Genomic DNA, 24,620 nt, shown 5'->3' with positions numbered 1-24,620 from the left:
GCCGGCCCGGCACCCCGAGGGCGGCGGGCCGCGCCTCAGTTCCACCAACCGCTTCTCGCGACGCCACCCGCCATGACCACCCGGCCGGGCAACCGACTGTGGTTGGCGGTGATATTGCGCAGGTGCTCTCCAACCGGGAAACCGTGCTGGCCACTTGGGCCGGGTTCGGGCGGTGGCCGGCGTACGGCTCCGAGGCCGGGCGAGCGCCCGGACCCGGAGCCGTCCACTGCCCATCGCCTGCACGGTCGTAGTGGGCGCGGCTGCCGCGCCGCCCGGTGGTCTCCAACAGCCGGTTGGTCTCCTCGGCAACGCCGGCAGGACATCACTGCGCACCCGGAGCATGACGGAAGGTGATTGGCGCTGCCAGAGGACCGCGGCCTCGTGGTTTAGCGGATGTTTACGCGCCGTCCCGAGTGTCGTCCTCCGCCGGCGAGATGGCCGGGGGGACCAGCCCGACCGGCGACGAAGAGCCGGTTCGAGAGGAGAACACATGCCCGGGATCTTCTTCATCGACTTCTACAACAACACCGGTGAGGACGTGACGCTCACCGCGCGGGTGCTCGACGAGGGCGACTGGTACGCGAGCAAGGACGGGAACCCGCAGTACCTCATCGACGGGCTCCACCTGGCGAAGGACACGCGGCTCGCGCAGCCGCTGGTCCTGAAGCGGGCCAACCTGGTCGACACCGCACCCTTCGTGATGACCGTGGACATCGGCGGAACGCAGCTGGTGTTCCGGCTCGACGCGAAGGATGCGATCAACGCGATCGACATCCCCGAGCTCCCGATCTACCAGGGCGGCTACGAGTACACCGCACTGCAGGTGATCAGCCAGGTGGGGGAGATCGAATACGACAACCCGAACTACAACCGGATGACCATCTTCCTCACCCCCGCCCTGGACATGAGGAGGTGGATGGATCAGTGCCAGGACAAGACCCTGATGGAGATCAACCTCCCCGGCACGCACAACTCCGGCACGTACGGCGGCAACGGCGAGATGGGCACCCAGTGCCAGGAGGTGGACTTCCAGGCACAGCTCGAGGCCGGAGTCCGCTACTTCGACCTCCAACTGGACTACAACCCGGACACGTTCGACGACCTCGGCGTCTACAACCAGAACTACTTCCAGAACGTGTGGTTCAACGCGGACCTCATGCCGGTCATCAAGGGCTTCCTCATCGACAACCCGTCGGAGTGCATCGTCCTGTGCGTGAACCGGCCTCTGGACCCGCCGAACTACAAGGACGACCCGATCAACGGCAAGCTGCACGAGTACCTCATGACCCTGCCGCAGGGGAAGCTCGTCGACCACAACGGGCCGGAGATCTTCAGCAAGCCGCTGAGCGACCTGCGGGGATGCGTCGTACTGCTGCGACGGGACATTCCGCAGGACTTCGGACTGAACGTGCATGACTGGGCGGACGACCTGGCGTACCAGGAGCTGAAGGTCGGCAGCCGGGACACCCTCAGGATCCAGGACAAGTACAAGACCTCGTACGGGTTCGGCGGCGTGGCGGAGAAGTGGGGGCTTGTGAAGAACCACATGGCCCTGGCGCTGCTCCACGCGACGAACCCGCACGCGTGGTACCTGAACTTCACCAGCTGCAGCCTCGAATCGGGTCCCGTGCTCCCCTGGTACCCCAAGGGCTACGCGACCAAGGACGGGATGGGTCTCAACTTCGTCGTGGCCCAGCACCTGGCACTCTTCACCACGCCGACCGCGTGCCGCTACGGGACCATGGTGATGGACTTCGTCGACGTCCCGGCGCGCAACACACTGATCCAGCTGCTGCTGGCCTGGAACCGGCACCTCTGAGGTTGAGCCTGCTCTGGACGCAATACCGGGGATTCAGGTTGATCTCCGGTATTGCGTCCAGCGGCCATCGGCGCTGGTCAGCACCACATCTCGGCGTCGTCCGAGCCGGCGGCCTCCGGGACAACACACCGTCACGTCAGTTACAAAGCGCTACTTGTCACTCCGCCGTAGCTACCCGAGCGCAGGGCCCCTGGGCCGACCACCGTCGGCCACATCCCCAGCAACTCGGCCGGGGCCAGGGAGTGGGCATCGTGGCCGGGGCACGAACCCACCGCGGCGCGGTAACTGCCGTGCACCGGGGCGACGGCACCGTCCTGCTCGGTACTGGTCGGCCAGGAACGCGCCGACGTGCAGAATGTTCGACGCCCTCAGCTCGTCCTGAGTGTTCGCCGAAGAAGATCGCGCGGACTTCGCGGCCCGCGTAGTAGACCAGCACGTAGCCGGCGGCCGGGTCGGCCCACCACCAGCCGAGGGTGTTGTTGAGGACCAGGCCGAGCAGCACCGCGGCGCCGAGCAGCCCGTCGATGAGCGTGACGCGGCCCTCGGTCCTGAGGACGGGGTTGCCCAGGGCGGCGCCGGTGCGGGCCTTGCCGAAGGCGAGGGCGAACATCACGACGGCGGTGACGGCGGTCCAGGCGATCCCGAGCGGTGAGTGGTGCGGGTGGGAGCCGCCGGCCAGGACGATCGTCGACTGTGCGAGCAGGTAGAGCCCGAGCAGCCCGAAGCCGAGCCCGATCAGCTTCAGTGCCCGCCTCTGCCGCTCCCCCGGTTCCGGGTCGCGTGTTCGAGGGCGAAACCCCGGCGGAGCAGGGACTCGCGGGAAGGCTGGCTCAGATTTACGGGGCGGATTCTGTTACCGAGCCGTGCTGACCTGGTCGCCGGGCGCTGAGCCGGCCCCGGCGAGGGCTGCTGGGTCAGACGGGCAGGCCCGCCAGTGCAGCCAGGACCCCGAGGAGCCCGGCCCCGAGGAGAGCCGCTACGACTCCGCGCCTCGCGGCCAGCAACCACAGGGCCGCGCCGGCGAGAACGACGTACTGCCAGGCGTGGCCGAGGGCGAGTGCGAGGGGGATCGCGGATCCGGCGATCGCGCCGATGACCGCGGGCCCGGCGCCGGTGAGGAACGCCTGGACGCCGGTGTTGGCGCGCAGCCGGTCGAAGTGGCGTCCGCCGAGGACGACGAAGAGGAACGAGGGGGTGAACGCGACGGCCGCGGCGAGCAGTCCGCCACCGACCCCGGCGGCGGCGTAGCCGACGACGGCGACGGTCTGCACGACCGGCCCGGGGGTGACCTGGCCGAGCGCGACGGCGTTGAGGAACTGGGCGGCGGTCATCCAGTGGTCGTGGTCGACCACGTCGGACTGCATGAGCGGGATGATCACGAAGCCGCCGCCGTAGGAGAGGGCGCCCACCTTGAACGCGACCCAGGCCAGCGACAACAGGCCGCCCGCGGCGGGCGCGGCGGCGGCGAGCGGCACCGGCCACGCCCCGGCCCGCGCACCGGACGCGCCGCCCCCGGCGCGGACGGCGACCTCCAGGAGTCCGGCCGCGACGAGGACCAGGACGAGCCAGGGCCCGACCGTCGCCGCCGCGACGGCCCCGGCGAGCACGTAGCCGATCCAGCGCGCCCGGGCGGCGCGTGCGGTGCCGGTGCGCTGCCAGCTGCCGGGGACCAGGCCCCAGGCCGCATGGACGGCGACGGCCGCGACGGCGGCCCCGGCGCCGGCAGCCGCGCCGCGCACCCAGGCTGGGGTGCCAGCGGCCAGGAAGAGCGCGGCGAGCCCCAGGATCAGGACCAGACCGGGAACGATGAAGCAGACCCCGCCGACCACCGCCCCGGCGACGCCCCGCAGCCGCCAGGCGGTGTAGATGGCGAGCTGGGTCGAGGCGGGACCGGGCAGCAGATTGGTGGCGGCGATGCCGTCCTCGAACTCCGAGGCCGCGATCCACCCGCGCCGCTCGACGCACAACTGCCGCAGCAGAGCGATGTGCGCGGGCGGCCCGCCGAAACCGATGCAGCCGATCCGCCCCCACTCGCGGGCGATGACGGCGAGCGGCAACCGCTCCGACGGCCGCGCGGCGGGCGCGTGCCCGGCCCCGGGCTGTTCCGCTGCTCTGCCGGCCACGGCTCGCTTCCCCACCACGCAGTCTGTTCTGGACCCCGGTCACCATAGTCGCCGCCGTCGCGGATCAGCACCGCACGGCCCACTCACCGGTCCGCCCGGTCAGGCTCCCCCATGTCGGTGTACTTGGGCCGTGTGTCGAACGTGCTGGCGAAGCCGTAGCCGTGTCAGGGAAGAGCGTCGATCACGGCGTGTCGCAGCTCCTGCGAGCCCAGAAGGTCCGTGCTGTCCGCCCACTGGTCGACGTTTCCGATCCGCGGCAGGAGGCGCAGTCGCGCGTCCGTGACCGTCTCCGCCACCGCGTTCGCAAAGCGTTCGGCGAACAGCACGCGGTAGGGGCGACCGTGGTACCGCCGGCAGGTCGTGGCCAGGGGTTCCGTCAGGCCGGTCTCGTTGTGCAGCGCGGCCACGACCTCGTAGGCGTTGCACAGATGCGTGGCTCGCTGCCGGTACTCCGTTGCCGCCAGAGCGCCCTGGAGGGACGGCGTCAGCTTCTCGGCCACCGGCAGTTGCCCGAACGCGCTCCCCAACCACTTGCCGTAGGGCGCGTACCGTCGCCCCAGGAGCAGGCACAGCCGCATCAGGTCCCGGACGAGGCGTGCGGCCACGACGGCCGACCCGAGGGCATCACCGACTTCCGCGCATCGTCCCACGAAGGCCTCTTCCTGGGAGATCCGCTGCCACTGACAGGTCAGGAGGTAGCGCCACACCTGGTCCGGATACCAGGCCAGTCGCTGCCGGGCCGCGCTGAGCGTGCCGACACCGTCGTGGAACACCTCGCCGGCGGTGACCTCGGCAAGGCTCTGCTGCGGCATCGCCAGCCAGTCGCGAACGGTGAGTTCGGCGGCGGTCGGATCGACGCCGAGCTGCCCGGTCAACCACGAGCGGGTGTCCAGCGTCAACACGCGATGGTTCACCGGGCCGTCGGTGGGGTGCAGGTGGCCGACCCGGTCGTTGACCTGCTGGAAGTGCGTGGGGTGGCCGTGCACCTGCTTGGGCAGCCGTTCGGCCAGCTCGCGGTGGATCCGCGTGCCGTGCGCGGCCGCGTCCGCGGCGGTGAGGAAGAGCAGCAGTCGAGGGCCCCAGTCGTGGTCGGTCGACCGGGGCGTGTCGAACCCCAGGACCTCCGACCCCGCACCCACCAGAGCGGCCGCATGCGGAAGCCCCGGCCACAGCCGCTCCAGGATCGGCCGCACCGCCTCCTCGTAGAGGAGGCGCGACAGTGCGCGCCCGGAAAGGAACTCGGCATCAGACGTCGTCACCCGGTCACTCTCGCGCACCTCGCGTCCCCCGACCACCGGTTTTCACCGTGCCTGGTCACGGCCCCTCGTTGATGGCGGCGATCAGCACCGTAGCGGCGTGGCGCACGGCCAGCGTGTCGTCTCTCGTGGCCACCGCGCGGTGCCCTTGCAACCGGTTGATACCGAAGCCCACCGCGTAGCGTTCCTTGTAGTCGTCCGCGCGGTCCTTGTCGGGTGTGCTGCGTGGTCGTCCGGGACCGGTGCGGGGGACACGGATGCGCTCGGGGACGGGCTGGGGACCGGCAGTGGAGCGACAGCTCCGCCCGCCGGTCCCCTGCGATCTCGGTCAGACGGTGGCGGTAAGGGCCACCTCGACGTTTCCGCGGGTGGAGTTGGAGTACGGGCAGACCCGGTGGGTGTCCTGCATGAGCTGGTCGGCGGTCGCCTGGGCCAGGCCGGGCAGGTGGGCGGTGAGGGCGACGGCGAGGGTGAACCGGCCGTCGTCGATCGCCAGCAGGCTCACCTCGGCGGTGACGGTGGAGCCGGCCACCGGGGTCTTCTGTCCGGCGGCGATCAGCCGGAGTCCGTTGTGGAAGCAGGCGGCGTAGCCGGCGGCGAACAGTTGCTCGGGGTTGGTGCGGTCGCCGCCCGGGCCGCCCATCTCCTTCGGGACCGCAAGGTCCGCGTCGAAGACGCCGTCGGCGGTGCGGACGTGGCCGTTACGACCGTCGCCGGTCGAGGTCGCGGCGGTGGTGTAGAGCGTGGATGTGGACATGGGTGCTCTCCCTCGGAGGAAGGTGGGGTTCACTGGGGGCGTCGGTTGGGTCAGGTGTCGATTGGGTCAGGTGTCGGGCGTGGTTCGTCGCGTCGCCGGTGGCGGGATGGCGTGACGCCGGTGAGCGGTGCCGACCCCGCGGTGTGGCCGTCGGAGTGTGCGGTGTGCGCGAGCAGCTGAAGGGCGGCCTGCGAGGCCGACCCGGGTGCTGCGGTGACCACGACGAGGCGGATGCCCTGCGCCCGCGGCACCGGCATCGAGTGCTGGAGCACGTCGACGGGTCCGACCAGCGGATGGCACATCTGATACTCGGCCAGGTCCCACGCACGGACTCGGTGTTCGGCCCAGAGCTCGGCGAACTGACGGCTACCCATGGTCAGTTCGCCGATCAAGGACGCCAACTGCGGGTCGTCCGGGTACTCGCCGACCGCCGCCCTCAGTTTGCCCACGGCGTCCCTGGCCTTCCGGGGCCAGTCCTCGCCGTACAGCTCCCTGGTGTGCGCGTCCAGGAACACCAGCCTCGCCGTGTTGGGCCCCGCGCCCGGCCGGTGCGGGCTGTCCGGGTCCAGATGGCCGGCGAACAGGGCGTGACCGGTACGGTTCCACGCCAGCACGTCCGAGCGCCGGCCGAGCAGGACCGCCGGCGCGTCCCCGAAGGCGTCCATCAACTGCCGCATCGCGGCGGTGACCTGTTCGGCCGGCAGCCGACGGCGTCGGGTACGTTCCCGGCCCTCCCCGGACAGGCCGTGCAGGTGGCGCCGCTCGGCCTCGTCCAGCCCCAGCGCCGCCGCAAGGGCGTCGAGCACCTGCGGCGAGGCGTTCAGCGAGGTGCCCTGCTCCAGCCGGATGTAGTAAGGGACACTGACCCCGGCCAGCTGGGCCACTTCCTCGCGCCGCAGGCCCGGCACCCGACGGCGGTCCCCGTACTCGCGAAGGCCGACCTCGGCCGGCGTCACCATGGCCCGCCTGCTCGACAGGAACTCCCCGAGCGGCGAACTCCCGTGCGTAGTGGCGTTCATGCGGACCAGTATCGACCGGCGCGCGCCGGGTCAGCCTGCCCCTGGCAGTAGTAGCCTGCGACCGGCTGCCCGCTACCGACAGGGTCAGCCGGCGGCCATCCGCTTCCGGCGCGGCGGACGGTTTGACTGCGGGCAGGGAGTTCACCAGGGAACCCGGTACGCCGAAAGAGATCCGGTGGGGCGACGTGGAGATCGTGCCGGTGCTCGACTGGGCAAGGCGCACACCCGCACCGGCGACACCACGACCGCCATCGCCACCGGACTCGTCTCGGCCGCACCGCTGTTCACCGGGTCGGCCACGGTGGTCTGCGCCGTCCTGTTCAGCCTGGCCGCCTCGGGCATCACCACGATCAAGCTCATCGGCGTCACCGTCGCCCTGTCGGTGGCCGTGGACGCCCTGCTCGTCTGACCGCTCCTGGTACCCGCCGTGGTTGCCCTGGCAGGCAGCGCGAACTGGTGGGCACCGAGAGGGCTGCGCCCGACGGCGCAACCGTTCACAGCAGTTCCCCTTCGGCGTCCCCGGCTCCCACCACGACGCGATGGGCCCCCGAACCCCAGACGGCATCGAGGGGGTGCCGCCGGTGCGGTAAGCGCCGTGGCGTACAGCGCCCGCTCGCGCCCCAGGACGCGCCCTTACGCGCGCCTGGCGGGCAGTCGCACGCTTTGGGGGTTCGCTGTTGCTCGGGGGATCCACCGTGCGGCCGAGTCCGGCGGGGCTCGGCGCGGGACGAGAGCGTAGGGGGTTTCATGGGACTGCGCGCCGAGCCGAAGGGCGGGCGGGTTGCGATCCTCGGCGGTGGCGTGGCCGGGTTGTCGGCGGCGCTCGAACTGACCGAACACGGCTACTCCGTCACAGTGTTCGAGCGTCACGAGCTCGGCGGCAAGGCTCGCAGCATCCGGATGCCCGCCACCGGACTGCCGGGCGAGCACGGCTTCCGGTTCTTCCCCAGCTTCTACCGGAACCTGACCGACACCATGCGGCGCATACCGTTCCCCGGCAACCGCAACGGCACCTGCCCCAGTTGCAGTCAGTCAACGGGGGCACAGCGATGCCGACGCATACATTCGTACACTTCCCACCAGCCCGAACAGACGATGCCCTCTTCCAAATGCTGGACAAGTGAGGTACTGATAACCCATGCATGACCACTCATGGGACAGCCACCCGGGCGGTCATCCGCCCCACGAAACCTCGGTCCGGATCGGCCACGGCGGCGAGGAGCTGGGCGGCCTCGGGACGGCGAGCCCACGGCCGGGAACGGCTGTGGCCGACATCGAAGAACTCCGCAACGATCCGGCCGTGGCCGGAGACCAGGGACTCGGCGCGCAGCAGCTGCCAGGCACGCGAGGTGGCGGGGTCCTGATGGTCCTCGGTGGAGACCCGGCCGTAGAACGCGAACCGAAGCCCCGGCTTCTCGGACGTCTTGGCCTGGGCCGGCCCTCCGCGTTCACGCACCCACATGGCCAGAGCGCCTGACCTGGGACCGGACACGGCGTGCGCACCCTCGCTCGCTGAACGCCCCATCACCACGGCTGACGCCTCCTCCCGAAGGCCGACGATCGAACACCGTGCTCCGAGCATGGATCCGCTGACGCCATCCGGGCGAGGCCACCCGCATCTATCGGCACGAACGGGTGAAATTCAACCAGAAGCCCTGCGCGCTGGATCCCCTGCTACTCGGCCAGGCCGGCGAAGCGTGCGTCGCCGACACGCCGTGGAGGCAGAGCTGACGGAGGGTCCGCGTGGCTGCCTGCCGGTATCAGCTCGCGGTGACCGCAGCGCTGGGCGGGAGTGTGTCCTTTGACATGTCACAGGCCTTTCTCGGCGAGGATCTTCAGGAGGTTGCGCTTGCGCTTCTGGTCGGCTCGCAGGGCAGCGAGGTAGCTGGCGAACTCTGTTTCCGTGCCAAGTGCCCGGTGGCAGGTGCGGGCGCTCAGCAGCAGCGTGGCCATCTGCTGGTAGTTGCCGTCGCCGGTGACCTGCTTGAGCGGCTCGATGGCGCGGCGGTACACCTCCAGCGCATCGGCCGGGCGGCTGTCGCGGACCTGGTCGGCCAGTGTCAGCCACTGCCGCATGCCAGCGCACCCCGGAGCGGCCTGCCACGCCGCGTCCAGGTCACCATCGTCGATCAGGGCGTCGATCAACACCGGCCCGTCGCCGTACCACGCGCGGCCGTGTTTGTTGTCGGCGTCGGTTCGCAGCAGGTCCAGTGCCGTGGGGCGTTCGGTGTCCCAGGTCCCGGCCGTCCGGGCGGCGTCCCGGAGCTTGCGGTAGGCGGCCAGCGTGCGCGCTGCGTTGGACCGGTCGCGGCGCACGGCTACGGCATCGGTGAGCCGCCCGGCCCGGACGTACCGACTGGTGACGTAGTCCAGCAGCCGGTCGTCGACGTGGGCCTGCCCGGCGGTGGTTCGCAGCCCTCGCTCGGCCCACTCGAGCGACTCGGCCTCGCGGCCGGCCGCGTCCAGTTCCTGCGCGATCACCAGGTGGGTCCAGCCGGAGGGGGCGAGGTCGGCCGCGTGCACGGCGATCAGCGCGTCGACGTCGCCCTCGGCCTTGACCAGGTCCTGCATGAGGTTCTTCTCGGCCCAGCCGGACGGCCTGCGCCGCCACGCCTCCTGCGCGAGTTCCCGCACCCGCGCGAGCCCCGTCTCCGCGAGGATGTCGCGGTAGTCCTCCAGATCGATCTCCGGCAGGTGGCTCAGGCCGCCCAGCAGGTGACCGACCAGCCACTCGGCGATCTCCCTCGGGTCGGGCGAGGCCGCACGGCAGGCTTCCAGGTGCGCCTCGCCGAGATCCGCTGCTACCCCGCCGAGGTGTCCGTCGGAGTCGTCCACCTGGTCGGAGGCCTCGCCGAGCAGCCTGATCGCCTCCCGCGCAAGGACGACCGCCTGCCCTGCCTGCCCCGTGTCGGTCAGTGCGCTGATCGCGGCCACGGCCTCACCGGCCTGGTCCGCGTAGGCGCGGGCCTCAGCGTACTCAACGTACCCGTAGCGGCTGAAGCGGCCCACCGCGAGCAGGTCCGCGATCCGAGCGCGCATCTGCCCCAGGTCGGCACCGGCTGTCGCGGCCCGCAGCTCCAGGCGTCGGCGCAAGTCCCGGTCACCGTCGATCAGTTCGCGCGCCAGGGCCAGCAGGTCATCCCGTGAGCGCGACGAGAGCCAGGATTCCAGGCTGCTGGTCCTCGCCTCGCTTTCGGCCCGGAGCCGGGGCAGCTCCCCGCGCCGCTGAAGCGCGACCAGGCCCACCGCGACACAGTGCTTGCAGAAGTTGCCGTCCAGACCGTAGGGGCAATCGCACTCCCCCCACAGCCCGTCCTCCTCGTCCACCTCCAGCGCGACCTCATAGGCATCGGTCCCCTGGACGATGGCGGTGAACCGGTGCCCGTCCGCCTCGAGCGAGTCGACCGCGTCGCGGTAGCCCAGGCCCCTGTCGAAGGAACGCGGCCCCGCCAGCGCGCGCAGGTCGTCCTCAGTGAATGCGGCAGTGCTCGTCACGGCGCCCATCCAAGCGGACAAGGCCTGGGGCGTTCCAGAAAACGGCCATTTCACCCCAGGCTTCAGGCGCCATGCGGTAAGCACCCGCCGACCCTGGCCAGCGCTGCACGGCGACTCCGTGCACCTCGGCTACCGGCGGCGAGCCGCAGGGTGGTAGCCGCGTCCGGCCAGCCAGGCCCGCGCCCGGCCGCGCTGCCGCTCCTCGGCGAACAGGTGAAACCGGTGCAGCTCGTCTTCCCGACGAGCCAGGACATCCCTGAACCGGCGGAATGCCGCACGGCCGGTGACAGCGATCTCCAGGCTCTCCGCGAAGCCGGCGTCACCTACCGTGGCGATGAACAGCTCCATGTCGCGATAGCCCTCCCGGGATCCTTCGCACCATACCGGCAGCCACCGGTCGGAGTCCGTATCCTCCGCACGCTCCTCCTGCCCGTCAAAGACGATCTGCTGGGGCCAGCAGTCGCCGGTGGTCAGATCGATACGGCCACCAGCAAAAACGGGGTCGCCCTCCAACAACCCTGACAGCTCCTCCAGATCCACCGCCAGCGGCCTGAGGATCGATACCGGGCCCCGACCCAGCGCGGCCGCCAGCTGCCGAGCCAGCTCCTCGTCGCCCTCCCAACCGCGTTCGTCGAGCGCAGCGATGCACCGCTCGGCCACTTCCGCCGCCCCCGGCACCCGCTCGGCCGCCGCGCTGCCGACCAGGTCCCCCACCTGCTGCAGGACCTCGGCCAGCGGCCGACCCGACAGCACAACGGCCGGCGCCGCCCCGTCACCGGCATACCGACGCGCGCGCAGCTGCCACAGGCTGTCCTCGCTCCACGTCCCTGTCATGCGCATCAAGGTAGTCGCATCTCGGCGGGAAGAGCGGACGAGGCGTCATGATGGTGGCGGCGACTTCCTTACCGGTCGGTCGGCTCCGTCGGTCTTGCTGGGCCCAGGTGTTCGGCGCAGTGGTGCGGAGTCGCTCGTTGACACCCTGGGCGCGCTCGGGCACCGTCGCGCCGATCTCGGCCGCCAGCTCGTGGAGCGTGGTCAGGCCTGGGAGGTCGTCCAGCGCCTGGTTACCAGCGCACGGGCCTGCGCCAGGTCACCGCGTGCACGCGCGAGCCGTGCCCGGAACAGCAGTTGGTGCCCGCCGTCCAGCGCCGGATGCTCGGCGATCCTGTGCCTCACCGAACTCCGCACCGAACACAAGCGCAAGACCAGTTTCCTCGCCAAGCTCCACAAGGCCGGCCTGACCCCCTGACGCCCCGCCCGCGACAGCCGCCTGGACACACCGCTGCCAGCGGCGCAGGACCTTCCAGCGCTGCTCGAACGTGGCCACGCCATCGGGGGCCGAGTAGGTGCTGGTACGGAGCCGGCGGGCTCAGGCAGCAGTCAACCTGGCAAGCAGCGGCGGCCAGTGTGGCGAGGCGCTCGGCCAGCTCCAACGGGTCGCCTTGCAGTTGTTCGCACAAGTCGACGTGGATCGCAGCAAGTTCAGAGCCGATCTCGCCCGACTCGTTGTCATACGTGCGCCAGTCCTGGCTGAGGACCCCGGCGAGATGGTCCCAGCACTCGACGACGTACTCAACCGCATCGAGCAGTGCCCACGACGGCGGGCGCAGCACCTGGGCCCGAAGCTCGTCAAGGACGGCGCGCACGGCGGTGACGATGTCGTGCAGGTCGTACTCGTACCTGCCGTCGGGGATGGACCGGGCCTCGTCGATCAGCGCACGCAACAGCGCCAGATCCTCGGTGCTCAGCGCGCCGAGATGGCCCGTGGCCACCTCCAGATCGGTAGCGAGCAGGCGGTCCCGGACGGCGTGACGGGCGATCAACGCCACCAGCGCCGTCGGGGGGTGCCGGCGTGCGACTCGGGCAGTGCGGTCCAGGCGAACCCGGCAAGGCACGCCGGCAAGCGCCGCCGCGACCGTGTGCGGGCACATGGCAGCGACACGGGCGTCACGGCAGTCGCATTCACCCGTCAGGACACCGCCCACGACTCCGACCCACACCTGCCAACTCTGGCTGCCATCAGCGACATCGGCGTTGACACCCCCGCAGCCGGGCTCCAAGCCCCGGACGACGCCGGCAGCCAACAGACTCTCGCCACCGCGGAACACCCTGGCAGAGGTGGCGGCTCGAATGGTGTCGGTCACGATGCTCACACCCCTGCCCCCATCCAACCCTGTCCGGACCCGACCGCCGACCGGCGGCAAACGGCTGGACTCGTCAGCCAGCGGTCGGCCCACTCGAACGGGTGAAACCAAGCTGCACTCCTTGCGCACCGCCATCCGCAGCGAGCACCATGTCTGCCGTGGGATTGCGGCTAGCCGCAACGGATCCGCTATGGCAGTGCCAGTTGCCCGCGCAGAAGCGGGGTATGCGTATGGTCTGCATCCCCCCTCGGGCACTACGTATCGGCTCGTCATCCGTCTAATCAGGCGGCCACCGAACGCCTCTCTTGAACTTCACGGCGGGGACACTTAGAGCGTGTCTCATGTGGTGACTTTGGCAAGCTTTTTGTAGCAGCTCAGAGCGGCTGCCAGGCCAAGGAAGGCGGCGAAGTGGTCGCTGATGCGCTCGTATCGGACGGTGAGGCGGCGGTAGCCGAAGAGCCAGGCGATCGTTCGCTCGATCTTCCAGCGGTGGCGGCCGAGACGCTCGGAGGAGTCGATGCCGGGGCGAGCGATCCTCGGCACGATGCCCCGCTCGCGCAGCCAGGCGAGATGCTCGACGGAGTGATAGGCCTTATCGGCGCGGAGCTTGGCAGGACGCCGACGGCGCGGGCCGCGGCGGGACCGAACGGCGGGAATGCCCAGGACAAGCGGCTTGAGCGCCTGGCTGTCGTGCGTGTTCGCCGCGGAGATGGCCAGGGCCAACGGGAGGCCGCGACCGTCGGACAGCACATGGAGCTTGCTGCCCGGCTTGGCGCGATCGACCGGGTTTGGGCCGGTCAGCGCACCCCCCTTTTCGCCCGCACGGAGGCGGCATCGACGATGGCCGAGGTCCAGTCGACCTCACCTCGGGCACCGAGCTCATCAAGCACCGCACAGTGCAAGCGTCGCCACAGGCCGGCCTTCGTCCAGGCCGCGAACCGACGATGTGCCGTCGCGGGCGAGACCCCGAACGACGGCGGTAGGTGGCGCCAGGCGCACCCGCTCGTCAGCACGTACACCACCGCCGTGAAGACCGCACGATCATCCAATGGAACGGTCCCGCCGCCCTGTTGGCGCATGACGAACGTCGGCATCAACGGCTCCACCAGCTCCCACAGACCGTCAGGAACCAGCCTCTGCGACAGATCAACCCCCATGAAGGTCAATCATGCCGCAGACCAGCGAACACCACATGAGACACGCTCTTACACGATCACGGACCGGGCCAGTCCAGCCCATCGCGCCACTGTGGAGCAGTCATAAGGAGCCGTTTACCGACGGTCTCCTGGGCCAGCCGGCACCCACCTATAAGGAGCGCGGCGGATTGGCTGGCATGCGGCTCTCCGAGCCAGCTGGTCAGTTCTGCGGCCCTGTCCTGCGAGAGCCGTGGCTGTCCTTGTTGCGGCACGCCTGCTTGAAGGAGTAGCTGGTATAGCCCTGTTGCTGGCTGGACTGGGGGCAGTTCCTCTCGCGCGGCGGTCACGCTCGCGCTGGTCGGGATACGCAGTCCGTCCGCGTCGATATCACCGAAGTAGGCGACGCACCGCACCTCGGTCAGCTCCGCGATCGACGCCACCGAGGCCTCAAAGGCCGCACCTGCTCCCCATGCGATCCAGCCCACCTCGCAAGGTGCGTCACTCAGTACCTGGCTCAGCGTGTCGAACGTGTCCGCGTTCTCCACAACAAGCATCACTGGGCCGTCACCAACGCGACGGGTCGAAAGCGGTGGACGGGACCGGAAGGCACGCAGCAGAGCCAGACTGAGTCGATCCGGGGCAAACAGCGACGTACCTAGCAGCGCGTCAAGGCGCTTCTCGTATCCGAACACTTCGAGGGAGCGTTCCCGCAGCGGCGCACTATCGTCGTCGCGGCCGCGGTCACGCAGCCATGTGTTTACCGCTCGCAGCACCTCGACTTGTCCGACTGTCAGCCTGGCGGTCGTTGCCCATGCGAGTTCCGGACGCCAGGCAATGGCGCGTGCGAGAGCTGCGGCCGTGGGCGATGCTTGCGCGCTCGGCAGCGTGAGCCTGGTCGGCAGTGCGGGCATGGCTGAGGTGTCGCGGGTTCGCGAGCAGGTGATCAGACGGGCTGCGGTCAACGCCTCGAGAGTGGTGGCGAGTTCGGCACGCCGGGTTGGGCGCGTGGCTGAGGCGGGGTCGGCTGTCGCGTAAACATCCCACACCTCGGCGAGGCTGATGGTGCGTCGTGGCCACTCCTCCAGTGCGGCTGCGAGTCGAACTGCTCTGGCAGGTAGCGGGTCTGAATGGTTGGTGTTGGCGATCGTGCTGCTCATTCTGTGGACACCCTCCGGCGGTAGATCCGGGCGGCAGTGATGGTTCCTGGCGCTGATGTCGGACTGTCGGCGTCGGGGGCATCAAAGGGGTCTGGCAGTTGAACACGGACGACCTCAGCGACGCGAATGTACTTCAGTCCGGCGCGCAGGTCAGCGTCGTTGCGCATCCGAACCCACAGGGGGAAGGCCGCGAGGGCCCTGTCATCGGACAGTCCAGTCGTGTAGACGAGCTGGACGCCCAGCGCGGCGGCCACGCCTTGCTGCAGGTCCAGGAGGTAGGTGGCGCTTGCCTTGCCGATTGGATTGTCTAGGAACAGAACACCAGAATGGCGGGTCCGCATCTGGCCTCGCTCGTTGGCTCGAAGCGCCGCCATGGTGCAGTAGAGAATGATGGCGGCGGTGAGCTCTTGCCCCCCGGAGAACACGTCATTCATTTGCTCGACCGCCACCCGTTCGTCTCGCAGTACGGCGTCCGGCTTGAGCACGTCGACGGTGAATCCCTTGGGCACGGCTGCCTCGGCCGATCGCAACAGCAGAGTCATGCCGTCACGCTTCGAGGCGCTGCCGCGGTTGCCGGGCTTCCGGTTCGCCGTGGCAGCGGCGAGTTCGTCGACGAGCTCACCTATGCGCGCAACGAGCAGGCTTGGATCGGGGTCCGCGAAGCGGATGCGGAGGAACTCCTTTCCCGCCCATTCGCCCATGCCGGAGGGCAGGCGGGACAGTCGTGATGCTGTGCGCAGCGTCTTCAGCGCGCCTTCGGTCAGCGCGGCGAGCCGGTCAACGATGAGCTTGCGGTGCTTGCTTGCACTGTCGAGGTCCGTGTCCAGGGTGGCGAGGCGTTGCGCGAGCTGGTTGGCGAATTCAGCGACACGGACGCCCAGGTGTTCCCGCCCGAGGCTGATGATTGCCCGTCGGGCCACGTTCGTCATTGCTTCGAAGCGCGGCTCGCTGGCGTAACGGACCACCGCGTCAATGAGGCTGTGGAGCTTTCGTGTGGCAGCTGCCTCTGCGGCACGTGCATCGCGTAGGGAGCTCCTGAGGTGCTGGGCTTGCTCTCGTGCGGTCTCCACAGACTTGTCGTAGGGCGCGACCCTGTCGGTGGCCGTCCCTGCCGTAGCGGCTTGGCGTGTCGGGTTGGCTGCGCTGTCGTCGAGGCCGGCCTCGAGGGCGACGAGCGCTTCCCGAAAGTCTCGGGCAGCCTCTCCGGCGTTCTGCGCCTTGTCGTGCAGGTCAGCGGCGTGCCGCACTGCATTATCGAGGGCCTCCTGCGCGTCACGTTGCTGGGCCTGCGCGTCCTCCATTAGCTGATAGCCGTGCTGCACCGTGGTGGGCCGGCGCTCGTCAGGTAGGACGATCCAAACGTTGCGGTCGCGGTCAGCGGGGCTCGCTTGGCGTAGCTCACTGGTCAGTTGTCCGACTCGTTCGGCTGCGGTGCTGAGTACTGTACGGAGTCGCTCCTTCTCCCGGTTGGCCCTTGCTATGGCTGCTTCCCGGCCGGCGCGGTCGGCGCCGGCTGCAGTGGCGAGCAGCTGTTCGACTTCGGTCAGCAGGTCGGGCGGGAGGCGTCCGGCTTCGCCGCGACGGCGGGCGGCCTCGATGGCAGCCCGTTCGGCCTCTGTGCGGAGATCGTGGCCGACCTCGACCTTGCGGTAGGCATCCGTGGCCGCGGCGTAGACCTGTCGTAGCGTCAGAAGGTTCTCGCTCGGCACTGTCGAGCTCACTTCGCCACTGGAGGTGACGACTTCTTCCGCCGCGGCCAGGTGCCGCGAGGCGCGGTCGCGGCAGTTTTCCGCCGCCCGAGCCGCCTCTTCCGCTTTCTCCAACGCGCGTTCCCACACCGCTTTCGCGTCAATGGCTTTGCGGTGGGCCGCCTCTGCGGTCTGCTGGTGCTCGGTGGCGCGGCGTTGCGCGACGGTGGCGCGATCTACCCGGGCGGCTAGCTGTTCCAGAGCGTTTGCCGTCTCGGCGGCTGCTCGCTCTGCGGCGCGCAGCGCGGTGGTGAGGGTCGTGCTCTCAGAGATGCGCTTCCGCAGGGTGCTGGCCTCGGTTTCCGCTGTCGTTTGCTGTTCTCTGGCGGTCTCGACGAGGGCTTCCAAAGTTCTAAGCTCCTCGGTCAGTTCGGCGAGCTTGCCCGCTGGGCAAGCTCGCCGCCAGGCGGCCAGCTCGGCCACCACGTCACGGGTACGGAGCAGCGCTGTCGACATCGGCGTGATCTGGTCACCGCGGCGAGCCATGCCGTCCCGCAGCTCGAGTCTGCGCAGCTCGGCGGCGTCCTCGTCGAACATGGCTGGATTCGGCTCGATGACATATCGGCCGCTGACCTGGGCGGTTTCGATGAGCAACGTCGCGCCAGAGTCAACGGTGATAGCGGCCGCTGGGAGCAGTCGCGCAGTCTCCAGTACGACACGCGCCTTTGGCAACTGAGCGGAGTCGATGAGGACGATCCCGTCGGCGAGCTCAGGGTGGGTTGCCACCAGGGTGGCGCGCTCGCCCGTGGGCGCGTTCTGTGCCAGGTAGCGCCAGCCCGGATGCGCAGCAATCCCAGCTGCGTCCAGGACCTCGATGGCCGCGTCCACTTCTGCTCGGGCCGGCAGCAGTCCACCGTTGCCAAGGACGCTGAGCACCCTCCGGTCCTCGCGTTGCTCAGCGCGAAGCGCGTCCAGACGCTCCTCACGTGTGGCGATGTCGTCGGCAAGCTGGCTTGCGAGTGCATCCGCGGACGCGTCCAGTGTGCTTGCGTCAACCGTGGCGACTGCGAGCGCGGCAAGGATGACATCGTCGGCGCCCAGGCATACCGCTCGTTCAGTCACGTCCTGCAGTTGTTGCGCTTTCCCGTCCCGCTGCTGCTCGAGGCGCGCCACTTCAATGGTGGTCCGGCGGGCGAGAGCGTCTGCTGACTCGAGGCTGCTGACGAGGGTGTTACTGTCCGTCTCCGCAGTCGTGAGTGCCGTGGCGAGCCTGGTGGCCTTTGCGCGCGCTGCGGCTGCTGCCGTGAGCACGTCCTCGCCAGCGGACAAGAGTCCGTCGACCGTGGCTCGCTCGACCTCCCGGCCGATCTCAGCAACCTCCTCCAGGGCGGACTTCCGCCCGCTGCGAGCCCGTTCTTCAGCCACCAAGGCGTCAGTGCGGTCCTGATCTGCCCGCTTGGCATCCTCCTTGAACTGCGCGGCGGCGCCGTCCTGCACTGTGGCGTCAGTTCGAGCCTTGTCCACCTCATCGTGCAGTTTCGCCAGAAGCCGCGCGGCGGCAGCATCACGCGCGGCAAGGGCCGGCCGCGCGCCCTCTTCTGCATCAGCCAAGCGCTGGGCCAATGCTTGTGCGTCCGCGATTGCCTGATCTCGTACCTGGACTGCCTCGCATGCGGCCCAGGCGACGAGCTCCCTGTCGACCGCGGCCTGCTCTCGCCCCGTGTTCTCGTGGTCCTCCTCGGCGAGAACGAGCGCCAGGCTCAGTGTTTGCCTGCGGATCTCATTTACGGCGTCTCGTGCCCGGTCGCGATCGCTCTCTCGCGCGCTCGCCTCTGTGGCAGCTGATGAATGCGTACTTCGGAGCGCTTGGGCCTCGTCCTGCTCTGCGAGGTGCCGCGCGGTAACCGCGGCGACAAAGTCCCTTGCGGCGAGCTCTGTTTGCTCCAAGTCCGCCCGTGCCGTGACCATCCTGCTGTGTGCCTCACTGGCAGGCCGCAAGGCCGAAACTGCGCCCTCGGTGAACTCCCTCTCCAGCAGCATGGCTGCCCGGTCGCCGATGTTGACGGTGTAGCTGTCGAAGTTCTCGGCGACGCTGACCGCGTCCGCTGGGTCCAGCACAACCGTCAGCAGCCAGTCGACGAACTCCTTGCTGCTCTTGAACTGGAATGCGTTCGCGGCGTCGCCCTCGTCGGCGTTCATTCGTCGCTGGATCGAGAACAGGTCGGGCTCGATGCCAAGGCTGCGTAGGTGCTCGACCCAGTCGCCCTGATTACTGCCAAGCCAGGCCAGCTGCGTTGCCGGGTGTACGCGGTCGAGTTCCTCCAGTGCTTCTTTGAAGCCGTCCATGCGAAGCCGACGTCCATCGAGGGCAAATGGCAGCGTGTCCAACTCGACTTCAGTCCCAGGGCGAAGTGACCACCAGGCTTCACCCAACTTGCTGCCGTCGCGGTTACTCGTCCGCCGCCACTGGTAGGTCTTTCCCGTGATCACCCGCTCGGCTGACTTCACGTGCATCCACTCCAGGACGACGTGCCCGGCCTCCTCGCCAACGACGAACTTCTCGAGCGCGTCGGACGAACCCCCCAGCGTGTTGCGCTTGCCAGGCAGCATCACTGAGAACACCAGCTTCAGTAGAACGCTCTTGCCCCCACCGTTCTCAAGCATCAGCAGGCTGTAGGGACTCGGCCGGCGCGGCGGCGCCTCGAACAGACTTCCGTTGCCGATCGGCGCTCCCACTCCGGACAGGTCCAGCACAACGTCACCGAAGCGCGCTCCTCGCGGTCCCATGCCGAACAGCCGGACCCGGTTCAGCTCGTACACAGCGCCCTCTCACAGCCTCGTTACGTCGTCAGGAGCCCATTCGACAGCCAAGCTTCCTGTTCCGTCGGTGACTTCAGTGATGCCCAGTTCCAGCAACTCACCGAACATGACCGCGCCGGCCTCCCGCACTTGCGCCCGATAGCGCGGAGTGGTCCGGTAGGTGCCTCCGCGGTCATCTCCAGTGCGGACCAGAAGGCCCTGATCCGCCAGGAAGGTGAGCGCTTTTCCGACGATGCCGGTCGTCGAGCTGTACAGCTTGCGCTTGTCTCCGGTTGCCCCGGTGCGGGCCCGGCGCACGTAGACTCGCCACACCGCCTCCAGCCCTGGGCGGCTGCTGGAGGGGTCAGTGATCTCGCCCTCTTCAACTGCTTTCTCCGCGAGCCGGTTCGCCGCCTCGCGCACGAATGCTTCGACGCCTTCGACCGTGACTCGTCCCAAGTATGAGTCGTCGGCAAGGTCAGCCGGGCGGGGGAAGGCCAGCGTGGCGGCGCCCAAGTGCGCCAGTGCGTGCAGGACTCGCTCATGTGCCTTGCCCTCGCCGCCGGTTCGGCGCGCGTACTCGCCCATCCGAACAGCAAAGACGCTGTCGTCCAGCGACGCGGCCACGATCCCAGTGCGCTCGGTCACCTCAAGAATGACCAGGCCCAGTCCGTTGGCGGCAGCAGCCGTCACGGCCGCGAACTCGTCGTCAGTACGGAATCGCTGCACGAGCCGCCGGTACTCTTCGTCCCGCGATGGAACCATCTTGGGCCGCAAGCCAAACGCTAAGAGACGGTTGGCGTCAGCGGTCGTCTCCGTGCCACTCATGCCGCACCCCTTCCGCGCATCGAGGGGAGGGAGAGTCTCGGATCGTCTGCCCCGGCTCCGCCCATGTGAGGGTGCTCCTCCAGCTCCTGGGGCGCTCCCAGGACGGCTCGAGCGACGAGCAGGTCACTGCCTGCGAACTCGTCGTCCTCCAAGACCGTGCCGTCGTCGACAGCAATGAGGACCGATTCTGCGCCGTGCCGCCTCGCTGGGCCGATCTCCTGCGCTGCGAGCGCCAGCACCCGAACCACCAGGAGGAGCGGCAGTTCTGGGTGCAGTTCTCGGGCCTCCTCCAGCAGGCCGGACAGACGCCGCGGCGCCTCCGGATCCAGGTCCAGGAGTCCATCCAGATGGTCATAGCACTCATCCGGAAAGGCCGGAGGCTCCGGCTCGTCGGACAGTTCCGGCTCCTCGATCTCCCCTCCCAGCAGTTCCCGCTCGATCGGCGGTGTCACCAAGGCGGTGAAAAGGTCAACCAGGCGTATCGCCGACGGTATCGTCAGGCCGGCCTCGCGGGTGAAGAACGTGCTCAACACGCCGTCGGCATCGTGTACCGGCAGCGCCAGGACGGGCTGGAGCAACTGGGCGTGCAGATCGATGTCAGCCCGCGCAGGCTGCGGCGCGAACGTCTGACGGTCCTGCTCTGCTCGGAACCGCCGCCCAGCGTTCTGCAATCCGGCCTGGAGCTGCTCATGGCGTCGGAGGCAGTCACGCACAATCTCTACCAGCGCTGCGGCTTGCTGCTTGCGCAGGGGAGTGTCAGCGGTGTCGCGCACATCTGTGATATTCACCAAGATGGCGTTCTCCGCCTTGTACCGCGCCTCGATGTGTTCCAGTGCCTCTTCGATGAAGTCCGGCATGCTGGTCAACCAGTCCACAGAGCGGACGTCGCGGCTGGTCGCCTCGAGCCGCTGGCGCAACATCTCACCGTATTGGATCGTGCGGTAGCGAGCGGCCTGCGCAGCAGCCTGCGCGTCGGACAGCCGACCGCGGCGAATCAACGTCTCCAGGCGTATGTCCGCCGCAATCTGCGCGGATTCGATGTCGATCTCGAGCGCGCCGACGAGGACGTTGACCGCCTCGTCCGAGGCCCGCAAGTAGATGTCGCCGTCTGCCCCCGGGACCTCCTCCAGCAGCTTGAAGTCGAAGTCTCGACGTTCGTAGTGGCCATCCGCTCCTGTCAGGCCGTAGACAGCGCGAAAGCCACGGTCGGCCGAGCCGACATTGATCAGGTTCTCAAGCACCCACCGAGCGACCCGCGCGTGTTCGCCGGTCGGGCGCTCCGGGACCTGCCTGGCCGCGCAGGTCGACAAGTCTGCAACGACGCGCTCCGGGGAAGCGCCGGCATCGAAGTCCATCGCGAGGGTGACAAGATCGATCGCGTGCAGAGCCAGCTCGCTCATCTGATAGACCGTAAAGTCAGCAGCCTGAACTGCCGACTTCCGCCCATCGAGATCATGTAGCGGCGCGGTGCACGCCAACGCCTTCATGCGGTGCGCGAACCCGGTATCCAAGAGCGCCTGTCCAGCAGCCACGCTCAGACCGTAGCCCCTGGCACCGACAAGCCGCCGGTCGTTCGGCGAATCCCGGACCTGAAACAGGCATCCCGTGGCTAGAAAAGGGCGCCTGACATGGCCAACGATGCGCTCGGTCCGGTGCTCGACAATCAGGCTGGCCGCTTCCTCGGAGTCCAGGGACCTGGAGACGGCTCTGGCCGGAGTCCGTGAAGGCCGAGGTCAGCCCCGTGAGGGCGACGGCTGGCCGAACCCGGTCTCAGCAGGAGCGTGGCTGCGCTAGAACGCGACGGCCGCCAGGTCGGTAGCGACTTCGAGCAGACGCTGCTGGCCTACGGCGACAGCGCCCAGCCGCGTTCAAGCAGATTCGGGAAGACCCGTCCGGCCTCTGCCCGTTCATGAGACCGACGGCACCGATCGCCAGACAGGCTACGCTGACCGACGCCTGTCGAACGTGCGACCGGTCGACAGTTCACACGGTGGCGTGCTACATCCAGGCTGTGTCCACATCCAGGAGTGCCCTCAACGAGAAGCAGATCAGCGTGCTGCGCTGGATTGCCGATGGCTGCCCGGAGGGAAGGTGGGAGGACACTGCCTACAAGAACAGCGCCCGCGCGCTCCAGGATCGCCATCTGGCATCCGTCAGCAAGCGCGGCGGCACCTGGAGTGCCGAACTCACCGATGCCGGACGGCATTATCTCGAACACGGCACCTACCCACCTCCGCAACCCACAGCCCACAGCAGCCGCCCCACCACCCGGCCGGCTCGCCAGAGAAAACCCGCTGCTGCCCGCGAGGCCGATACCCTTGCAACGCACGCCGAGCCCCAGCGCCACGATTCACCGCAGCACCCAGCTGCAACGGCAACACGCCCGACGCCGAAGCCGGAGCGACGGACCCTGGGCGAGCAACTCATCGACGACCTCATCGCGGCCGGCGGCCGCCTGGTGGTGCAGCACGACGGCGGCCCCGGAACACCCAACTGGCCGGCCCGGGTCAACTCCGCCAAACGCTCGGGCAAACTGCCTGCAGGCAAAGACATCAAAAGCGGGTGGGCCAAAGGCGGCTACGAGATCCGGCTCGAGGACATCCCGGCATGGCGACTCGCCATCCCGGACCCAGTCCCGATCCCGGAACGCCTGACCAAACCCCACAGCGTCTTCGCCGCGCTGCGCGACGGCAAGCGAACACTCAACCTCACCAAACCCGTACTCCCTCGCGCACTGCGCCTGATCCAAGCCATCGTGGCGGAAGCTGAACACCGCGGGCACACCGTCCGCGTCATCAAGCAGCGAACCGACCGGCACGGCTACCAGCACGCCGAATCCGAGGACCACTTCATGGTCACCGCGCAGGGACACCCCTGCGGCGTGCGCATCACACAACTGAAGGAACGTACCGAGCACACCGCCTCCGCGAAGGAGCTCGCCGATGCCGCGCGTAACTCCTGGGTGAAGATCCCCCGCTTCGACTACTTTCCCGGCACCCGTCTGGGGATCGCCGTAAGCGGCGGCTTCGTCCACCGACAGTCACAGTGGTCGGACACCGATACCGAGCCTCTCGAAGACAAGCTTCCGCAGATCCTGCAGGAGATCGACCTGCGCGGAGCCGCAGCGGAAGCCAAACGCCACGCGGACCAGGAAGCCGCCCACGATCGTCGCCGACAATGGGAAGCCGCCGTACACCGAGCACGCCACGACTACGCCGAGGCATACCGGATCCGTGCCCTTGAACAGCAGGAACTCTCCTGGCGCCGCGCCGCACAGCTCTCCGAGTACCTAGACGCAGCCCAAAAACGAATCGAGAGCATCCATTCCGCCGCCGAGCGCGAAGCAGCTCAGTCGTGGCTCCGCTGGATCCAGGGATACGTGGAGCGCCTGGACCCGCTCAACGGCGTACTGTGCGCTCCCGCTATCCCAGATCCCAGGCCCTCGGACCTCGAACCTTTCCTCAAGGGGTGGAGCCCTTACGGCCCCTGAGAGAGGACCAGCCGCCGAGCATCGGCGCTGACCTCGCCGACCACCCGCGAGCACACTCGCGGGTGAATCCAGGCTGCCCTCATTGCGCGCCGCCATCCACAGCGAGCACCATATCTCGGGACTGTACAGTCACTGGCTCCCGGCGGCTGCCCAGGCGTCACCCGCTTCGCGGAGTACCTTCCGCTCCCCCGACGGCGTTGGCGGCGGTGTTGGGGCCAGCGCCGGTGAACCCGCTGAGCTTCCCGACGGTCCCCGGGTGCGGGCCGGGCGGCGGTGTCTGGCGGAGCTTGCTGTGCCCGGCGGTGGTGGCGGGGATGGTCGGGGCGGGGTGCGTGGAGCGGCTGTAGCCGATCACCGCAGCGGGCTTTCCGGGACAGGAAGCCGGGGCGAAGATGCCGAGTTGCTGGAGTTGGCGGGTCGTTGGTCCAGAACTCGGCAGTGATGGCGGGGGCGTAGGCGGCAAGGCGAGCGCGTTGGTGGTCTTCGCGTCGTCCGTGGCTGTCGTCATCTGGGCGATCAGGCTGTCCAGGGTAACCCGGGGTTGGTATCGGGTGCGGCTGTTCCCATCGACCCGTACGGCGCCCAGGGCCGACACCGTGTTGTCATACGCCGAACGAATCGCGCCGCTTGCGGTCGGCTTCGCCGCGCTCACCGCGCCGCGCACAGCCTTGTGCGACCTCGCCGACGACCTGGCGATGCTGTGCGAAGCCATCACCCAGCTGGTGGCAGACGGACGTGTGGCCGTTCGACTGGCAGCTGCCGCCCCGGCAGGCGGGCCGTTAGAGTGCCTAGAGTGCCGCGCATGCGTTCCCTGATCACCGCAATTCGTGACCCCGATGAAGCTGCCCGGTTCCTGGCCTGGCCCGGGGACTTCGACCTCGCCCGGGGCGACCATGTCGAGGAGGTCCA

The 24,620-nt window shown here is 68.8% G+C and carries 19 protein-coding genes; 4 read left to right on the top strand and 15 right to left on the bottom strand.

Features of this window, described 5'->3' with window-relative positions; genetic code table 11:
* Nucleotides 1-490 precede the first annotated feature (490 nt).
* Nucleotides 491-1,819, top strand: coding sequence for a hypothetical protein (locus ACQRUO_RS03880; protein WP_428314260.1), 1,329 nt, complete (start codon nt 491-493; stop codon nt 1,817-1,819).
* A 157-nt stretch (nt 1,820-1,976) separates the two neighbouring features.
* Here the strand turns inward: ACQRUO_RS03880 and ACQRUO_RS03875 are convergent, their stop codons facing one another.
* The 5 genes from ACQRUO_RS03875 to ACQRUO_RS03855 form a co-directional block, all read right to left on the bottom strand.
* A complete protein-coding gene (locus ACQRUO_RS03875; protein WP_428314301.1) occupies nt 1,977-2,498 on the bottom strand; it encodes a cation transporter in 522 nt (173 codons plus the stop codon).
* A gap of 235 nt (nt 2,499-2,733) precedes the next feature.
* Complete coding sequence (gene chrA / locus ACQRUO_RS03870; RefSeq protein ID WP_428314259.1) at nt 2,734-3,942, bottom strand: chromate efflux transporter; 1,209 nt, start codon at nt 3,940-3,942, stop codon at nt 2,734-2,736.
* Nucleotides 3,943-4,106: 164 nt separating this feature from the next.
* Complete coding sequence (locus tag ACQRUO_RS03865; RefSeq protein WP_428314300.1) at nt 4,107-5,201, bottom strand: DUF4037 domain-containing protein; 1,095 nt, start codon at nt 5,199-5,201, stop codon at nt 4,107-4,109.
* Between the two features lie 325 nt (nt 5,202-5,526).
* Nucleotides 5,527-5,955: an organic hydroperoxide resistance protein gene (locus tag ACQRUO_RS03860; protein ID WP_428314258.1), complete on the bottom strand. Its 429-nt coding sequence runs from the start codon at nt 5,953-5,955 to the stop codon at nt 5,527-5,529.
* A 50-nt stretch (nt 5,956-6,005) separates the two neighbouring features.
* Entirely contained in the window at nt 6,006-6,974 is a 969-nt protein-coding gene (locus ACQRUO_RS03855) for a helix-turn-helix domain-containing protein (protein ID WP_428314257.1), read from the bottom strand.
* A 175-nt stretch (nt 6,975-7,149) separates the two neighbouring features.
* Between ACQRUO_RS03855 and ACQRUO_RS03850 the strand changes: the two genes are divergently transcribed.
* Together ACQRUO_RS03850 and ACQRUO_RS03845 are read left to right on the top strand one after the other, a co-directional pair.
* On the top strand, nt 7,150-7,383 hold the full coding sequence (locus ACQRUO_RS03850; protein ID WP_428314256.1) for an MMPL family transporter: 234 nt from the start codon (nt 7,150-7,152) through the stop codon (nt 7,381-7,383).
* A 338-nt stretch (nt 7,384-7,721) separates the two neighbouring features.
* Nucleotides 7,722-8,120: an FAD-dependent oxidoreductase gene (locus ACQRUO_RS03845; RefSeq protein ID WP_428314255.1), complete on the top strand. Its 399-nt coding sequence runs from the start codon at nt 7,722-7,724 to the stop codon at nt 8,118-8,120.
* A 4-nt stretch (nt 8,121-8,124) separates the two neighbouring features.
* Here the strand turns inward: ACQRUO_RS03845 and ACQRUO_RS03840 are convergent, their stop codons facing one another.
* The 9 genes from ACQRUO_RS03840 to ACQRUO_RS03800 form a co-directional block, all read right to left on the bottom strand.
* Nucleotides 8,125-8,430, bottom strand: coding sequence for a hypothetical protein (locus ACQRUO_RS03840; RefSeq protein WP_428314254.1), 306 nt, complete (start codon nt 8,428-8,430; stop codon nt 8,125-8,127).
* A gap of 353 nt (nt 8,431-8,783) precedes the next feature.
* On the bottom strand, nt 8,784-10,469 hold the full coding sequence (locus ACQRUO_RS03835) for an SWIM zinc finger family protein (protein WP_428314253.1): 1,686 nt from the start codon (nt 10,467-10,469) through the stop codon (nt 8,784-8,786).
* Nucleotides 10,470-10,598: 129 nt separating this feature from the next.
* Nucleotides 10,599-11,303: a UPF0158 family protein gene (locus tag ACQRUO_RS03830; protein WP_428314252.1), complete on the bottom strand. Its 705-nt coding sequence runs from the start codon at nt 11,301-11,303 to the stop codon at nt 10,599-10,601.
* Between the two features lie 338 nt (nt 11,304-11,641).
* Nucleotides 11,642-12,622: a hypothetical protein gene (locus tag ACQRUO_RS03825; protein ID WP_428314251.1), complete on the bottom strand. Its 981-nt coding sequence runs from the start codon at nt 12,620-12,622 to the stop codon at nt 11,642-11,644.
* 330 nt (nt 12,623-12,952) lie between these two features.
* Nucleotides 12,953-13,770, bottom strand: a protein-coding gene (locus tag ACQRUO_RS03820; protein ID WP_428314250.1) for an IS5 family transposase whose coding sequence is annotated in 2 segments (ribosomal slippage) — nt 12,953-13,428 and nt 13,428-13,770 — 819 coding nt in all. Because the reading frame shifts where the segments join, the coding sequence is not laid out codon by codon here.
* A gap of 56 nt (nt 13,771-13,826) precedes the next feature.
* Complete coding sequence (locus tag ACQRUO_RS03815; protein WP_428314249.1) at nt 13,827-14,906, bottom strand: Wadjet anti-phage system protein JetD domain-containing protein; 1,080 nt, start codon at nt 14,904-14,906, stop codon at nt 13,827-13,829.
* Nucleotides 14,903-19,414, bottom strand: a complete 4,512-nt coding sequence (locus tag ACQRUO_RS03810) for a hypothetical protein (RefSeq protein ID WP_428314248.1) — start codon at nt 19,412-19,414, stop codon at nt 14,903-14,905. The genes ACQRUO_RS03815 and ACQRUO_RS03810 overlap by 4 nt, the downstream gene beginning before the upstream one ends.
* Nucleotides 19,415-19,423: 9 nt before the next feature.
* Complete coding sequence (locus ACQRUO_RS03805) at nt 19,424-20,221, bottom strand: hypothetical protein (protein ID WP_428314247.1); 798 nt, start codon at nt 20,219-20,221, stop codon at nt 19,424-19,426.
* Nucleotides 20,218-21,708, bottom strand: a complete 1,491-nt coding sequence (locus tag ACQRUO_RS03800) for a hypothetical protein (protein WP_428314299.1) — start codon at nt 21,706-21,708, stop codon at nt 20,218-20,220. The genes ACQRUO_RS03805 and ACQRUO_RS03800 overlap by 4 nt, the downstream gene beginning before the upstream one ends.
* A 503-nt stretch (nt 21,709-22,211) precedes the next feature.
* Between ACQRUO_RS03800 and ACQRUO_RS03795 the strand changes: the two genes are divergently transcribed.
* A complete protein-coding gene (locus ACQRUO_RS03795; protein WP_428314246.1) occupies nt 22,212-23,711 on the top strand; it encodes a hypothetical protein in 1,500 nt (499 codons plus the stop codon).
* A gap of 157 nt (nt 23,712-23,868) precedes the next feature.
* On the opposite strand, the gene ACQRUO_RS03790 is transcribed toward ACQRUO_RS03795, so the two are convergent.
* The gene (locus ACQRUO_RS03790) at nt 23,869-24,423 is read right to left on the bottom strand and encodes a hypothetical protein (protein WP_428314245.1); all 555 of its coding nucleotides are present in this window, start codon (nt 24,421-24,423) and stop codon (nt 23,869-23,871) included.
* Nucleotides 24,424-24,620 lie beyond the last annotated feature (197 nt).

Origin of the sequence: Kitasatospora sp. LaBMicrA B282 (genome assembly GCF_050325825.1) — a bacterium.
Taxonomy (GTDB): Bacteria; Actinomycetota; Actinomycetes; order Streptomycetales; family Streptomycetaceae; genus Kitasatospora.
This window is presented reverse-complemented; position numbering and strand designations above follow the sequence as displayed.